Raw genomic sequence first — 15123 nt, forward strand, 5'->3', positions numbered from 1 at the left:
GAACTTGCCCGAATCGGGAATCAACCACCGGCTGGGTCGTTGGATTGGCTCATGACTGAAAAAGTGTGGTTCATCACCGGCACCTCCCGCGGCTTCGGCCGGCACTGGGCCATCGCGGCCCTCGAGCGGGGCGATAAGGTCGCCGCCACGGCGCGCGACACCGACACCCTGGACGACCTGGTCGAACGGTTCGGCGACGCCGTGCTGCCCCTCGCGCTGGACGTCACCGATCGGGCCGCCGACTTCGCCGCGGTGCAGACCGCACACGATCACTTCGGCCGCCTGGACGTCGTCGTCAACAACGCCGGGTACGGCCAGTTCGGGTTCGTCGAGGAACTGTCGGAGGCCGAGGCCCGCGACCAGATCGAAACCAACGTATTCGGCGCGCTGTGGATCACCCAGGCCGCGCTGCCGTTCCTGCGCGCCCAGCGCAGCGGCCACATCATCCAGGTGTCCTCGATCGGCGGGATCACCGCGTTCCAGAACGTCGGGATCTATCACGCCTCCAAGTGGGCGCTGGAGGGTTTCTCGCAGTCGCTGGCCCAGGAGGTGGCGTCCTTCGGCATCCACGTCACGTTGGTCGAGCCGGGCGGCTTCGCCACGGACTGGGCCGGTTCGTCGGCCAGGCGCGCGACCCCGTTGCCCGACTACGCCGAGGCGCACGCCGAGGCCGACCGGATCCGGGCCCAGCGGGTGGCCCGTCCCGGCGATCCGGCCGCCTCCAGCCGGGCGATCCTGCAGATTGTCGACGCGCCGGAGCCGCCGCTGCGGGTGTTCTTCGGCAGCCTGCCCCTCGAGCTGGCCAAGGCCGACTACGCGCAGCGGATCAGCACCTGGGAGGCCTGGCAGCACGTCGCGGAGCTGGCCCAGGGCTGACGGGGGCGCGAGCGGGCGCAAACCCGGGAATTCACCCGGCGTGTCGCCCGGGGACCCGCACACTCGCGTTATTTGGTTGCATGCGCGTGGGTGGTTGCATGCGCGCGGGATGGGCCACGGCGGCGTAGTGGTCGAGCAGTTCGTCACAGATCACCGGCCAGGTGCGGCCCAGCACGCTGCGCCGCGCGGCCACCGCGTACCGCCCGCGCTCGGCGATCAGATGATCGACCGCCGCGTGGAGTTGCTGCTCGAACTCGTCGACGGGCAGCAACAGGCCGGTCTGCATCGGGGTGACCAGGTCGCGGGGGCCGCCCGCGTCGGGCGCGATGACCGGCAGGCCCGAGGCCATCGCCTCCTGCACGGCCTGGCAGAACGTCTCGTGCTCGCCGGGGTGCACGAAGACGTCCATGCTCGCGTACGCCGTCGCCAGTTCGGCCCCGTAGAGCGCGCCGGTGAAAACCGCGGTGGGCAAGGCGTTCTGGAGCTTGTGCCGGTCGATGCCGTCGCCGACGACCACGACCTGCAGATCGGCGCGGGCCGCCAGGGTCGCCAGCCGCTCGACGTGCTTCTCCGGCGCCAACCGGCCCACGAAACCGACCACCGGCCGACCGTCCGGTGACCAGCTTCGGCGCAGCGCGTCGCTGCGGGCCGACGGCGCGAACCCGGTGACATCGACGCCGCGGGCCCACCGGTGTACCCGCGGAACCCCGTGCTCGACAAGGTTTTCCAGCGCCGAGGTGGACGGGGCCAGGGTGCGGTCGGCCTTGCTGTGCAGCTGACGCGTCCACGCCCAGGCCGCCCGCGATGCCACCGACAGCCCGTAGCTCTCGGCGAACCCGGCGATGTCGGTCTGGAACACCGCGACCGTCGGCACCCCCAGCCGCCGCGCCGCCAGCACCCCGCCCCAGCCGAGCAGCGCCGGCGAGGCCAGGTGCACGACGTCGGGATCGAAGCCACGCAGCACCCCCACCATCCGCGGCCACGGGATGCCCAGCGGCAGCGAGGTGACCTTCGGGAACATCCGCGAGGGCACTCGGTGCACGCGGATCCCGTCGTGCACGCGGTCGGCCCTGGGCTGCCGCGGCGGCGTGTCCGGGGCGATCACCAGCGCCTCGTGGCCGTTGCGGCGCAGATGCTCGAGCACCCGAAGCACCGAGTTGGTGACACCGTTGACGTTCGGGAGGAAACTTTCTGCGACAATCGCAACGCGCACGACGCCGAGCGTGCCAGGTCCGCGTTGCCGCCGGGTTGCGGGCAGGCAGACGGCAGGCGAAACGCGTCGGACGCCTTCTGGGACCGAAAGGGAGACAGCATGCGAGGTTGGCGGGCGGTCCTGGCGGCGGTCACCGCGGCGGTGCTGGTCTCCGGGTGCACCGTCGAGGTCGCGGGTACGGCCCGGCCGGACCCGCGCGGACCCGGGGTGGCGCTGACCGCCGACGGCGCCGGGATCCAGGTCGGCTTCCCCGACGCCCCGGTGCAACTCGAGCTGTTCACCGAACCGCAGTGCCATGCCTGCGCGTACCTGCAGTCCGACTTCGGCGACGAGTTGCGCTCGCATCTGGATTCCGGTCGACTGGCCGTCACCTACCGGCCGGTGACCTTCCTGGACGACGCCCTGGGCCTGGACTATTCCGCCACCGTCACCAACGCGTTGTTCACCGCGGTCGACCCGGCGACCTCGGCCGGCGGCTTCCAGGCGTTCGTGCAGGAACTGTGGGCGCATCAGGACCTGTCCGAGACCGACTTCGGTGATGCCGACTTCGCCGCCATCGCGGCCTACAGCGGGCTGCTGACCCGGCTGGTCGAGAGCATCGGGCAGGGTGTGACCGTGGTCGACGCCGACGCGGTGTCCGAGGCCAACGCCGAACTGCTGGAAGAGATCCTGGGGCGGGTCGCCACCCCGGTGGTCTTCGACCTCGACGCCGAGGAGATCCTCGACATCGACGACGTCGACTGGCTCTCGGACCTGATGCGGGCGGCCTGAGCGGTCAGTTCAGCCGTCGCTCCAGGGCCGCCAACCCGGCCAGCGCGCCGAGCGCGATCAGCCAGCCGACGACGGCAATCGAGCCGGCCGGGATGATGGCCAGCAGCGCGTTGCGGTCCTGCACGCGCACCAGGTCGGGGTCGGTGGTGTCGTATTCGACGTAAATGCGCATGCCGGTGGCCAATTCGGACGGGTACAGCACCCCGAGTTCGGGTCGATACGTCACGCGGTCCGGCGTCACGAACTCGATGGTGGAGCGACGCGGTCCGGCGCTGAGCACCTCGGCCTGGGCCACCCCCAGGTTCGCCTCGATCTGCCGGTCGTTGCGCCACGCGCCGGCCACCAGCAGCACCGACTGCAGCGTCACCACCAGCACCAGGACCCACACGCCGGTCTTGGTCCAGCGCAACGCCTTCCGCATCGGCGTGTCGGGGGCCCCGGGCGTCTTGCTCGGCAGGAGTTGGCGCGCAAGGGCTTTGATCTGACGCCTCACAGGGCGGCCTTGATCGATGCGTGCAACTTGCGCAGCGACGACCGGTCGGCCTTCACCTCCACGACGCGCATCCCGTCGTGCGGCTCGTCGAGGACGCCCGTCAACCCGGCGGCCTCGACCTGGCGGTACTCGACGTGATAGGCGCGGCACAACGCGGCGATGTCGACGTCGTGCGGGGTGCCGAAAATCCGCGAGGATACATCGGAGAACCGCGGATCGCCCTGCTCGAGCAGCTCGAAGATGCCTCCGCCGTTGTCGTTGGAGACGACGATGGTCAGCCGGCGCGGGGTGGGTTCGGTGGGTCCGATCAGCAGACCCGAGCTGTCGTGCACGAACGTCAGGTCCCCGATCAGCGCCACCGTGCGTCCGCCGGTGGCGCGCTCGTGGGCCAGCGCGGCCCCAATGGCCGTGGACACGGTCCCGTCGATGCCGGCGACCCCGCGGTTGGACCGCACCGTCACGGCGCGCGGCGCACCGGTGCCGGCCAGGCCCACCAGGGCCACATCGCGTACCGGGTTGGAGGCGCCCAGGACCAGCTGATCGCCGTCGCGCAGCGCGTCGGCGACCTCGGCGGCCACGTGCAGGCCAGTGGTCAGCGGATGCGCCTCGAGTTGGCCGCGCACCGCGTCGACGGCGTGCCCGTTGACCTCCGCGCAGCGGCGCAGCCAGGCCGAGCTCGGCTCGCCGGTGGTGACCGCCCGCGTGCCGGTGGCCTGCGAGTTGCCCGAGACATCCGGCCAACGCGGCCCGGTGGTGAGCGCGAACACCGGCACCGACGGGTCGGCCAGCAGCGCCGAGACCGGACGATGCAGCGTCGGCCGGCCCAGCATGATGACCTGCTGTGGCCGCAGCAGCGGCAGCGCCAGCGGGTGCAGCGGGTTGGCGGGCTGCGGCGCGGTGGGTTCGGCGACGGTGGGCAGGGCGGCCAGGTTCGGCTGCGGCCCGGCGCCGTGGCCCGCGATCACCACGGTGTCCAGGCTCAGGTCGACCTCCAGCGGCTGATCGAAGCTCACCGGCGGGGTGAGGGTCCACGGCCGGCCGCCGGGGCGCCCGTCGGGCAGGCCCGCGCCGCCGTCGGTCTCATGATCGGGCACCAGCGGTTCGCGCAGCGGGATGTCGAACTGCACGGGGCCGGCATTGGCACTACGAGATCCCTTGGCCGCCACCAGGACCCGGCAGGTGGCCGAGCGCCACTGCGCGTTGAGCACATCCATCGGGGAATTGGCCAGCTGATCCGGGGCCAGGCCGAGGCTGATGTTCTCCCGCACCTGGGTGCCGAAGTAGCCGAGCTGCTCCATGGTCTGGTTGGCACCGGTGCCCAACAGCTCGTAGGGGCGGTTGGCGCTCAGTACGATCAGCGGCACCCGGGCGTAGTTGGCCTCGACGACGGCCGGCCCGAGGTTGGCCACCGCGGTGCCGGAGGTCATCGCGACGCAGACCGGGGCCCCGGCGGCCACCGCCAGCCCGATGGCCAGGTAACCGGCGGTGCGCTCGTCGATGCGGACGTGCAACCGCAGCCGGCCGGCGCGGTCGGCGGCCTCCAACGCGAACGCCAGCGGCGCGTTGCGGGAGCCGGGGCACAACACCACGTCACGCACACCGCCGCGAATCAATTCGTCGACGACGATGCGCGCCTGGGCCGTCGAGGGGTTCATAGCGAGAGCCGGCCGAAGAACTCCAGGATCGCGGCGTTGACGACGTCGGGCCGCTCGATGAAGCCCAGGTGGCCGGTATCCGGAATCTCCTGGTAGCGGCCGTTGGGCAGGGCGTCGGCGACCTCCTTGCCCAGATGCGGCGGCAGCAGCACGTCGTCGGCGAAGCCGAGCACCAACACCTCGGTGGCGATGGACCGGTACACCGAGAGCCGGTTGGCGGCCGGGTTGATCTCGAGCTGACAGCGCATCCCGGGGGTCGGCTTGCTGGGCCACATGGTGAACATCTGGATCCAGTCGTCGGCCATCCGGTCGTCGTTGAGCGTCTTCGGCGAGAAGTTCTCCAGCATGCGGACTTTGGCGTCGTACTCCGGCGGCAGCTGCACACCGGCATCCATCATCAGCCGCTCGGCGCCGTTGAAGAACTCCCGGGTCCGGTCGTGGCGGCCGCGGGTGGCCATCAGCACCGCCTGGCTGACCAGCTCGGGCCGGGCCAGCATGAGCTCCTGGGCGAGGAAGGACCCCATCGACACCCCGACGATGCGCACCGGGCCGCCCACGAGCTCGTCGATGAGCGCCGCGGTGTCGGCCACCATGGTCTCGGTGGTGAACCCGCTGGCGTTCTCGGTGGCGCCGATGCCGCGGTTGTCGAACGTGATGCAGCGGAAACCGGCCCTGGTGAACGCCGGTACCTGGTGCAGATGCCAGGTGCGTCCGGCGCCGCCACGCCCGGCGATGAACAGCACCGGGTCGCCGGTGCCTCGGTCGTCATAGGCCAGATTGGTCACCCGGCCACGTTAGCCGAGCCGGGCTTCGGCGTGATCTCACACGTCCACCGTGGGAGATCACGCCGAAATCGCTCGGCTGCGGCGGCGGCTGCTGCGACGACGCGCGCGGGCGGTCGCGATGGCCCGGTCCCAGGCCAGCAGCGCGCCGGCCCTCAGCAGCGGCGGCGTGACCAGGTCCTTACCCAGCAGCGCGGCGGCGCTGGCCTTGGTGGCCGCGGTGGCCTTGTCGACGTGCCCGGAGTCGAACGGTGGCTGCGGGTCGTATTCGATGCCCAGCTGCACGGCCTTGGCCTTGGCCTCCCCGGCCAGCTGACCGGCCAGCCACAGGCCCAGGTCGATGCCGGCCGAGACGCCGGCGGCGGTGACGGTGTCCCCCTCGTGGACGATCCGCTGGTCGCCGACCGGGGTGACGCCGAACATCTTCAGCGCGGCCAGCGACGACCAGTGCGAGGTGGCACGCTTGCCGTCGAGCAGCCCGGCGGCGGCCAGCACCACCGATCCCGAGCACACCGATGTCGTCCAAGTCGCGCCCTCGTGCACCCGGCGCAGCCAGGCCAGCACCGCCTCGTCACGGGCCACCTCCACGCAGCCGGGCCCGCCCGGCACCAGCACGACGTCGGGCGCCGGGGTTTCGGCGAAGGTGTGGGTGGCGCCGATCATCAGCACGCCGGAGTCGGCGGTCAGCGGGCCGGTCTCGTGCCACAGGAAGCGCACCTCGGTGTCGGGCAGCCGGTGCAGCACCTCGTAGGGACCGATGAGATCCAGCGCGGTGAAGTTGGGGTAGACGACGATGGCGATCTGGGTCATGGCGTGCTCCTTGGGGATCTAGGCGAAACTCTTGCGGTACTGGTCCGGGGATATCCCGATGCGGCGAACGAAGTTGCGGCGCATGGTTTCTGCGGTGCCGAAGCCACATCGGGCGGCGATCGCGACAACGGTGTCGTCGGTCTCCTCGAGTTGACGACGGGCCGCCTCGGTGCGGATCCGTTCGACGTAGGCGCCCGGCGATTCACCGACCTCGGCGGTGAACACCCGGATGAAGTGCCGGGGGCTCATCGCCGCGCGGTCGGCCAGATCCGGGATGCGGTGCCGGGCACCGGGTTCAGCCTCGACGAGTTCCTGCACCGCGCGGATGGGGGCGCGCTTGGCCCGCGGCATCCAGACCGGCGCGGCGAACTGGGTCTGCCCGCCGGGGCGGCGCAGGTAGAGCACGAGGTAGCGGGCCACGGTCTGCGCGACGTCAGTGCCGTGGTCGTCCTCGACCAGCGCCAACGCCAGGTCGATGCCCGCCGTCACCCCGGCCGCCGTCCACACCCGCGACGAACTGCGCACGAAGATCGGTTCGGGATCGACGTCGATGGCCGGGAACTCGTCGGCCAGGGCCTGCGCGAAGGCCCAGTGGGTGGTGGCCCGGCAGCCGTCGAGCAGGCCGGCCTCCGCGGCCAGCGTGGCGCCGGTGCAGACGCTGACGACGCGCCGCGCGGTGCCCGACACCCGTCGTATCCAGTCGATGACCTGCGGGTCGCGCCGCGCGTCGGCCACCCCGGCGCCGCCGGGCAGCACCACGGTGTCGGCGGTGTCGTGGCGCGGCAGCGGGGCCGCGGCCAGTTCCAGGCCGCTGTCGGAGCGGACCGGGCGCCCCCCGGCGGACACCAGCGTGACGTCGTAGCCGGCCGTCCCGCCGAGGACCAGGGTGGCCGTCGCGAACACCTCGAACGGGCCGACCACGTCCAGGGACTGCACGCCCGGATAGCCGAGCAGCATCACCGATCGCCGCATGGCTCTCATCGTGGCGCGTCCCGCCGATGGCGTCTATGCCATACACCCCACAAATCAGGACATCAGCGGATAGCACTCGGCGATGCGCCGCAGCCACCAGTCGCGCCGCTGCCCCGTCGCGCGCAGTTCGCGCAGCCGGGCCGGGTCCGGCGCCACCGGCCCCACTGCCAGTTCACCGTCGACGGGTGCGGGCACCTCGGCCACGTCCTCGACGAACAGCCCGCCGGTCCCCAGCCCGCACGCGTGGTGCAGCGACGGCAGCGCGGCGGCGGCCGAGAGCCCGATCGCGATCCCCACCGCCGAGTCCAACGCGCTCGAGATCACCACCGGGATGTCAATCTGCTCGGCGATGCGCAGCAAGGCCGAGATCCCGCCCAGCGGAGCAACTTTGAGGACAGCGACGTCGGCGGCCCCGGCCCGCACGACGTGCAGCGGGTCGTCGGCCTTGCGGATGCTCTCGTCAGCCGCGATCGGCGTGCCGACCCGGCGGCGCACCTCGGCCAGTTCGGCGACGGTGCGGCACGGCTGTTCGACGTACTCGAGCGGGCCGTCGGCGGTCAGCGCCTCGATGGCGGCCACCGCGCCGTCGACATCCCAGCCCGCGTTGGCGTCCACCCGCACGGTCGGCAGGTGCGCGCGCACGGCGTTGACCCGGGCCACGTCCTCGGCCAGCGTCTGGCCCTTCTCGGCGACCTTGACCTTGGCGGTGCGCGCGCCGGGGAAGCGGGCCAGCACATCGGGGACCTCGGCCGCGGACACCGCGGGCACGGTGGCGTTGATGGCGATGCGGGTCCGGCGGGGCGGCGGCGGGTCCCGGAAGGCCGCCTCAAGGCCCGCGGCCAGCCAGGACGCGGCCTCGGCCGGGCCGTACTCGGGGAACGCCGCGAACTCGCCCCAGCCGGCCGGGCCCTCGATCAGCGCCACCTCGCGTTCGGTGATGCCGCGGAAGCGGACCCGCATCGGCAGGGCAACGACGTGGACGCGGTCCAGCAGGTCGTCTAGTGGCTCCACGGTTCACGACGCTAGCCGTGTGAGTGCGCGGTCGAGGAGCTGGGCCAGGTGCAGGCCGCGGCGGTCGGTCAGGTCGGCCAGCTGCGTGCGGCACGAGTAGCCGTCGGCCAGGATCGTGGTCTGCGGGCCCGCCGCGGCGACGGCGGGCCGCAGTTCCAGGTCGGCGACGGCCACCGAGACCTCGTAGTGCCCCTTCTCCACGCCGAAGTTCCCGGCCAGCCCGCAGCAGCCGGCCAGGCGCTGCACCTGGGCGCCCGCGGCGGCCAACAGCGCGGCATCGGGACTCCAGCCCAGCACCGCGTGGTGATGGCAATGCGGTTGGGCCAGCACCGATTCGCCGGTCAGATCGGGCGGCTCCCAGCCGCGGGCGGCCAACAGCTCGGCCAGGGTGTGGGTGCGTCCGGCCACCGGATCGGCGGCCGCACCGACCAGCTCGGCGGCATCGGAGCGCAACACGGCCGTGCACGACGGCTCGATGCCAACGATCGGCAGGTCGGTGGCGCCCAGCTCGGACACGGTGCGGCCCAGGATCTTTCGGGCCGCATCGAGTTGCCCCGTGGAGATCCAGGTCAGCGCGCAGCAGCGTTGCTTGGCGGTGAGCACGGGCGCATAACCCGCGCGTTCGAGCACCCGCACGGTCGCCTGCCCGACCTCGGGGGTGAAGTAGTTGGTGAACGTGTCGACGAACAGCAGCACCGGGTCCCCGGCGGACGGGGGTCGACGGGAGAACCACGACCGGAACGTTTGCGGGGCGAATTCGGGGATGCGCCGCCGCCCGTCGACGCCGGCCAGCGCCAGTCCGCGCGGTCCGGCGCCGCGCAGGGCCGCGTTGACCATCCGCGGCGCGGTGGCGGCCAGCCTGGCCCAGCGCGGCAGCCAGCCCAGCGAATAGTGCGTGGCCGGGCGCGGCCGGTGTCGGTAACTCTGGTGCAGCACTTCGGCTTTCAGCGACGCCATGTCGACCCCGGTGGGGCAGTCGGACAGGCAGCCCTTGCACGACAGGCACAGGTCCAGCGCCTCGTGCACCTCGGCGGCGCGCCATCCGTCGGTCACCACGGTGCCGTTGATCATCTCCTGCAGCACGCGGGCCCGGCCGCGGGTAGAGTCCTTCTCCTCGCCGGTGGCCCGGTACGACGGGCACATCACCCCGCCGGTGGCGCTGTTGTCCGCGCGGCACTTGCCCACCCCGGTGCAGCGATGCACGGCCTGGGTGAAGTCGCCGCCGTCGTGGCGGTAGGCCAGCGCCAGGTCGCGCCGCAGGCTGGGCGCGGCGGGTTCGCGCAGGTCGGCGTCGAACGGGCGGGGGTCGACGACGACACCGGGGTTCAGGATGTTCTGCGGGTCGAAGACGTGTTTGACGGCGGCGAAGAGATCCATCGCGGCCAGCGAGTACATCATGGGCAGCAACTCGCTGCGGGCCCGGCCGTCGCCGTGCTCCCCCGACAGCGAGCCACCGTACCCGGCCACCAGCGTGGCCGCGGCCAGCAGGAATTCCCGGAAGACGCCTGCGCCGCCGGGTTTCTGCAGCGGGAAGTCGATGCGGATGTGCAGGCAGCCGTCGCCGAAGTGGCCGTAGGGCAGGCCGGTGAGGCCGTACTCGCCGAGCAGCGCGTCGAAGTCGCGCAGGTAGCTGCCCAGCCGCTCGGGCGGCACCGCGGCGTCCTCCCAGCCGGCGTGCGCCGGCAGTCCGGCGGGGCTGCGGCTGGACAGGCCCGCGCCGTCGGCCCGGATCCGCCAGAGTGCGGCGGCCTGCGCGCGGTCGGGCACCACTCGCGCGGCCAGCGCGGCGCAGTCCGCACCGACCCGTTCGGCGCGGGCCACGGTGTCGGCCAGGTCGGCCCCGGTGACCTCGACGAACAGCCAGGCCGCACCCGCCGGCAGCGGTGGAACCGCCTGCGGCCCATGCTTTTCCCGCACCACGTCGACGATGCGCGAGTCGATGCCCTCGCAGGCCACCGGACGATGGGTCAACACCTGCGGTGTCGCATCCCCGGCGGCGGCGATGTCCGGGTAGCCGAGCACCACCAGCACCCGGTGCGCGGGTTCGGCGACCAGCGCGACGGTGGCCTCGGTGAGCACGGCCAGCGTGCCCTCGCTACCCACCAGCAGTCGGGCGATGTCGAAACCCCGCTCGGGCAACAGGTTTTCCAGCCCGTACCCGGACACCTGCCGGCTGAACCGGCCGAACTGGGTGCGCAGGACCGCCAGGTTCGCCTCGCCGATCCGCTGCAGGCCGGTCCGCACCACCGCGGCGTCCAGTGCCTCCCCGGCGCCGGTGATGCCGCGCAGGCCGACCACGTTGTCGCTGGTGCGGCCGTATCCCAGGGCGCGGGTGCCGCAGGCGTTGTTGCCGATCATCCCGCCGATCGTGCACCGCGAGGACGACGACGGGTCCGGGCCGAACCGCAGACCCAGCGGCGCCACGTGGCGCTGCAGCGCCTCCTGGACGACGCCAGGTTCCACGGTGGCCACCGCGGCGTCGGGATCGACCGCGAGCACGCGGTTGAGATGGCGGCTGAAATCGAGCACCAGGCCGGTGCCCACGGCGTTGCCGGCAATGGAGGTCCCGGCACCGCGGGCGGTCAGCGGCACCCCCTCGGCGCGGCACACCGCCAGCGCGGCGGCGATCTCGTCGACGTGCCGGGGCCGGGCCACCACCAGCGGCGGAACGCGGTATAGCGAGGCATCCGTCGAGTACGCCGCGCGCGTTGTGCCGTCGGACAGGACGTCGGACACCCCGGCGCGGCGCAACAGCGTGACGAAGCTCGCCGGATCCATTCGTAGCATGCTACACCTGCCTGGCATGCTACGGTGCCGGGGTGGCGCAGGGACTCCCCGAGTCGGCACCGCTCGCCCCGCAGGGCCGCCGGATGGAGGCCGTGGTCGCGGCGGTGCGGGCGGCGATCGACGACGGCCGGATGCGACCCGGCGTGCGCTACTCCGTGTACCAACTCGCCGAATCCCTCGGCGTCTCCCGCACCCCCGTCCGCGAGGCGCTGCTGCGCCTCGAAGAGGTCGGCCTGATCAAATTCGAAGCGCGGCAGGGCTTTCAGATCCTGCGCCCGCAGGCCTCCGACATCGAGGACATCTTCGCGGTGCGCTTGGCCCTGGAACTGCCCGCGGTGCGCACGGTCGCCGAGGGCACGGCCGGGCGCGCACGACTGGTGCGCCAGCGCGAGTTGATGGCGGCCGCGGCGCGCGCCGGTGACGAACGCGCCTTCGTCCAGCACGATCAGGGCCTGCACGACCTGATCCTCGAGTTGGCCGGCAACGGGCGCGCCCGGGCGATCGTCAAGGGCCTGCGCGAGACGACCCGCCTGCTGGGCGCCTCGACCGCGGAGAAGACCCGCACCCTGCTCGACATCGACGCCGAGCACGTGCCGATTGTCGACGCACTACTGGCTCACGACGCCGACGCGGCCGAGACCGCCATGCGGGCGCACCTCGTCCACACCGGAAAACTGCTGGTGGCGCAGGCCCAGCGCGATGCGGAGGCGGCCGCCGCCGACTCCGCCATGTACTAGAACTGAAACACGTTCTAGTCTGGGGAACATGAGCGACGACCAGCTTCTGCGCCACCCGGTCCACTCCGGCCACCTGCTCATCGGGGCCCTCAAGCGGCACCGGGACAGGCCCGTGCTGCACCTCGGCGAGACCACCCTGACCGGCGGCGAGTTGGCCGCCAAGATCAGCCAGTACGTCCAGGCCTTCGAGGCCCTCGGCGCGGGCTCCGGGGCGGTTTCGGGGCTGCTGTCGCTGAACCGCCCCGAGGTGCTGATGATCACCAGCGCCGGACAGACCCGCGGCTACCGCCGGCTGGCGCTGCATCCCCTGGGCTCGCTCGACGACCACGCCTATGTGCTGTCGGACTCCGGGGCGACCTCGCTGATCATCGACCCCAACCCGATGTTCACCGAACGCGCGATCGGCCTGATCGGCAAGGTCGACGCGCTCGAGCAGGTGCTGACCATCGGCGCGGTGCCGGCCCCGCTCGCCGAGGCCGCGGCCAAGGCCGACGTGACCGTCGTCGACCTGACCGCCGAGGCGGCCAAGTACACCCCGCGTCCGCTGGAGGCCGCCAACCTGGACCCCGGCCACGTCAACGGCCTGTCCTACACCGGCGGGACCACCGGAAAGCCCAAGGGCGTCATGATGACCACCCAGGCCACCACCACGATGACCACCATCCAGCTCGCCGAGTGGGAGTGGCCGGAGAACCCGCGGTTCTTGATGCTGACCCCGCTGTCGCACGCCGGGGCCGCCTATTTCCTGCCGACCCTGATCAAGGGCGGCGAGATGCACGTGATGGCCAAGTTCGATCCGGGCGAGGCGCTGCGCTACATCGAGGAGCACAGGATCACCGCCACGTTCGTGGTGCCCGCGATGCTCTACGCCCTGATGGATCACCCGGATTCGCACACCCGCGACCTGTCGTCGCTCGAAACCGTGTACTACGGCGCCTCGGCGATCAACCCGGTTCGGTTGGCGGAGGCCATCTCCCGGTTCGGCAAGATCTTCGCGCAGAACTACGGGCAGTCCGAGGCGCCGATGGCGATCTCGTACCTGGGCAAAAATGACCACGACGACAAGCGGCTGTCCTCGTGCGGCCGGCCGACGCTGTTCGCCCGCTGCGCGCTGCTCGACGCCGACGGAAACCCGGTCCCCCAAGGCGAAGTCGGCGAGGTGTGCGTGTCGGGCCCGCTGCTCTCCGGCGGCTACCTGAACCTGCCGGAGGAAACCGCGAAGACGTTCACCGGGGGCTGGCTGCGCACCGGTGACATGGCCCGCGAGGACGAAGACGGGTTCTGGTTCATCGTCGACCGGGTCAAGGACATGATCGTCACCGGCGGCTTCAACGTCTACCCGCGCGAGGTCGAAGACGTCGTCGCCGAACACCCGGCGGTGGCCCAGGTCTGCGTCGTCGGCGCACCGGACGACAAGTGGGGCGAGAGCGTCACCGCCGTGGTGGTGCTGCGCTCCGAGGCCGGCACCGACGAGGCGTCGATCGCCACCATGACCGCCGAGATCCAGGCCGCCGTCAAGGACCGCAAGGGTTCGGTGCAGGTGCCCAAGCGGGTGGTGGTCGTCGACGCGCTGCCGCTGACCGGGCTCGGCAAGCCCGACAAGAAGGCCGTGCGGGCGCGGTTCTGGGAAGGCGCCTCCCGGGCCGTTTAGTACTCCTGCAGGCTGTCGCGCAGCGTGGTCCCGGGGTACCGGGTGCGGAACCGGCCGCGGCGCTGCAACTCGGGCACCAGCAGCTCGGTCATGTCGTTGAAGCAGCCCGGAGTGTCGGTCGCCAGCATCATGAAGCCGTTGCAGCCGCCCTCGTCGATGTACTGCTCCATCTGATCGGCCACATCCGCCGGGGTGCCGACGGCCACCGGGGCGCCCATCGAGACGCCGTAGATCTGCGCGGCCTCCCGCACCGTGACCGGGGCGCCGTCCTTGGCCTCCAGGATCGCGTCGAACAGGCCGCGGATGCCCTGCACGTCGGCGTCCACCACGTTGTCGTCGAGGCCCAGGGTGGAGAAGTCGAATCCGGTGTGGCCGGAAAGGATTCCGAGCGCACTCTCGATCTGGACCTTCTCCACGAACTCCGCGTAGCGGTCGTTGGCCCGGGACTTGTCCCGGTCGATGACGGTCTGCAGGCCATAGATCAGCTTCACCGATTCCGGGTCGCGGCCGTGATTGTCGGCGCGGGTCCGGATGTCGTCGGCGTAGGCCCGCATGCTCTTCGGGGTCGGGAAGATGCCGAACACGGATTCGGCGTGCTTGGAAGCGAATTCGCGCCCCTGATCCGAGGAACCGGCCTGCCACAGCACCGGCCGCCGCTGCGGTGACGGCGCCACGAAGTGCCGCCCCTTGGACTGGAAGAACTCGCCCTGGAAGTCGATCTCACGGACCTTGGCCGGATCGGCGAACACGCCGTTCTCCCGGTCGTAGACAATGGCGTCGTCGTCCCAGGAATCCCACAGCTGGTAGAGCAGCTGCATGTATTCCTCGACCACCTCGTAGCGCTTGTCGCGCGGGGTGAGGTTCTCCTTGCCCATCGCCTGGAACTCGCTCTTGGAGTACGAGGTGACGATGTTCCAGCCGACCCGGCCGCCGGTCAGATGGTCCAGCGTGGACAGCTGACGGGCCATCATGTACGGCGGCACAAAGGAAGTCGACAGCGTGATGCCGATGCCGAGGTGCTTGGTGAACGCCCCGATGATCGGCACCAGGCTGGCCGGTTCGTGCACCGGACACTGGCCGGCGAACTTCACCACGGGATCCGAGCTGCCCTTGTAGGTGGTGTACGGCGCCAACTCGTCGGCGATGAACATCGCGTCGAACAGGCCGCGCTCCATCGTCCGGCCCAGATCGCGCCAGAACTCCGGACGCGACCAGTGGTAGCCGATCTTGTCGCGCGGGTGGGCCCACATGGTCGACGCGTGGTTCATCACACCGTGCTGGACGAAACCCAGCAGGTGCATCTTCTTCTTGGTCACGTGGGAACTCCTACGGTCGATGGCCAGGGACGCGCCGGGTAACACGATA

Annotated in this window: 13 protein-coding genes; 4 read left to right on the top strand and 9 right to left on the bottom strand. The window is 71.4% G+C overall.

What is annotated here, in order from left to right; translation table 11 throughout:
* Positions 1–51: 51 nt before the first annotated feature.
* Complete coding sequence (locus EL338_RS19945) at positions 52–876, top strand: SDR family oxidoreductase (RefSeq protein ID WP_126335335.1); 825 nt, start codon at positions 52–54, stop codon at positions 874–876.
* 31 nt (positions 877–907) lie between these two features.
* On the opposite strand, the gene EL338_RS19950 is transcribed toward EL338_RS19945, so the two are convergent.
* Positions 908–2089, bottom strand: coding sequence for a glycosyltransferase family 4 protein (locus tag EL338_RS19950; protein WP_126335336.1), 1182 nt, complete (start codon positions 2087–2089; stop codon positions 908–910).
* A gap of 99 nt (positions 2090–2188) precedes the next feature.
* On the opposite strand from EL338_RS19950, the gene EL338_RS19955 reads away from it, so the two are divergent.
* Positions 2189–2860 carry a DsbA family protein gene (locus tag EL338_RS19955; protein ID WP_126335337.1) on the top strand — a complete coding sequence of 224 codons (672 nt, stop codon included), beginning with the start codon at positions 2189–2191 and terminating at the stop codon, positions 2858–2860.
* Between the two features lie 4 nt (positions 2861–2864).
* Here EL338_RS19955 and EL338_RS19960 read toward each other — a convergent pair whose 3' ends face one another.
* The 7 genes from EL338_RS19960 to EL338_RS19990 form a co-directional block, all read right to left on the bottom strand.
* Positions 2865–3353 (bottom strand): DUF3592 domain-containing protein, encoded by a 489-nt coding sequence (locus EL338_RS19960; RefSeq protein WP_179967110.1) that lies wholly within the window; start codon positions 3351–3353, stop codon positions 2865–2867.
* Positions 3350–5008, bottom strand: a complete 1659-nt coding sequence (gene menD, locus EL338_RS19965; RefSeq protein WP_126335338.1) for a 2-succinyl-5-enolpyruvyl-6-hydroxy-3-cyclohexene-1-carboxylic-acid synthase — start codon at positions 5006–5008, stop codon at positions 3350–3352. Before menD ends, EL338_RS19960 begins: the two co-directional genes overlap by 4 nt.
* Positions 5005–5784, bottom strand: coding sequence for an alpha/beta fold hydrolase (locus tag EL338_RS19970; protein WP_126336979.1), 780 nt, complete (start codon positions 5782–5784; stop codon positions 5005–5007). The genes menD and EL338_RS19970 overlap by 4 nt, the downstream gene beginning before the upstream one ends.
* Before the next feature lie 66 nt (positions 5785–5850).
* Positions 5851–6600, bottom strand: a complete 750-nt coding sequence (locus EL338_RS19975) for a DJ-1/PfpI family protein (protein ID WP_126335339.1) — start codon at positions 6598–6600, stop codon at positions 5851–5853.
* Positions 6601–6618: 18 nt separating this feature from the next.
* Positions 6619–7572 (bottom strand): GlxA family transcriptional regulator, encoded by a 954-nt coding sequence (locus EL338_RS19980; protein WP_126335340.1) that lies wholly within the window; start codon positions 7570–7572, stop codon positions 6619–6621.
* Between the two features lie 54 nt (positions 7573–7626).
* Positions 7627–8532, bottom strand: coding sequence for an o-succinylbenzoate synthase (locus tag EL338_RS19985; RefSeq protein ID WP_235666556.1), 906 nt, complete (start codon positions 8530–8532; stop codon positions 7627–7629).
* 54 nt (positions 8533–8586) lie between these two features.
* Complete coding sequence (locus tag EL338_RS19990) at positions 8587–11370, bottom strand: FAD-binding and (Fe-S)-binding domain-containing protein (protein ID WP_435404877.1); 2784 nt, start codon at positions 11368–11370, stop codon at positions 8587–8589.
* 32 nt (positions 11371–11402) lie between these two features.
* On the opposite strand from EL338_RS19990, the gene EL338_RS19995 reads away from it, so the two are divergent.
* Positions 11403–12107: a GntR family transcriptional regulator gene (locus tag EL338_RS19995; RefSeq protein WP_372942376.1), complete on the top strand. Its 705-nt coding sequence runs from the start codon at positions 11403–11405 to the stop codon at positions 12105–12107.
* 28 nt (positions 12108–12135) lie between these two features.
* Positions 12136–13758, top strand: a complete 1623-nt coding sequence (fadD8, locus tag EL338_RS20000; RefSeq protein ID WP_126335343.1) for a fatty-acid--CoA ligase FadD8 — start codon at positions 12136–12138, stop codon at positions 13756–13758.
* Here fadD8 and EL338_RS20005 read toward each other — a convergent pair.
* Positions 13755–15059: an LLM class flavin-dependent oxidoreductase gene (locus tag EL338_RS20005; protein WP_126336981.1), complete on the bottom strand. Its 1305-nt coding sequence runs from the start codon at positions 15057–15059 to the stop codon at positions 13755–13757. The two genes, fadD8 and EL338_RS20005, sit on opposite strands and share 4 nt — an antisense overlap.
* Positions 15060–15123 lie beyond the last annotated feature (64 nt).

The sequence above is a fragment of the Mycolicibacterium chitae genome, from assembly GCF_900637205.1.
GTDB lineage: Bacteria > Actinomycetota > Actinomycetes > Mycobacteriales > Mycobacteriaceae > Mycobacterium > Mycobacterium chitae.

Coding starts and splice junctions, on each gene's coding strand:
- EL338_RS19945 (WP_126335335.1), top strand. CDS start 52: ATGACTGAAAAAGTGTGGTTCATCACCGGCACCTCCCGCGGCTTCGGC.
- EL338_RS19990 (WP_435404877.1), bottom strand. CDS start 11,370: ATGCTACGAATGGATCCGGCGAGCTTCGTCACGCTGTTGCGCCGCGCC.
- EL338_RS19980 (WP_126335340.1), bottom strand. CDS start 7,572: ATGCGGCGATCGGTGATGCTGCTCGGCTATCCGGGCGTGCAGTCCCTG.
- EL338_RS19955 (WP_126335337.1), top strand. CDS start 2,189: ATGCGAGGTTGGCGGGCGGTCCTGGCGGCGGTCACCGCGGCGGTGCTG.
- fadD8 (WP_126335343.1), top strand. CDS start 12,136: ATGAGCGACGACCAGCTTCTGCGCCACCCGGTCCACTCCGGCCACCTG.
- EL338_RS19975 (WP_126335339.1), bottom strand. CDS start 6,600: ATGACCCAGATCGCCATCGTCGTCTACCCCAACTTCACCGCGCTGGAT.
- EL338_RS19985 (WP_235666556.1), bottom strand. CDS start 8,532: ATGCGGGTCCGCTTCCGCGGCATCACCGAACGCGAGGTGGCGCTGATC.
- EL338_RS20005 (WP_126336981.1), bottom strand. CDS start 15,059: ATGCACCTGCTGGGTTTCGTCCAGCACGGTGTGATGAACCACGCGTCG.
- menD (WP_126335338.1), bottom strand. CDS start 5,008: ATGAACCCCTCGACGGCCCAGGCGCGCATCGTCGTCGACGAATTGATT.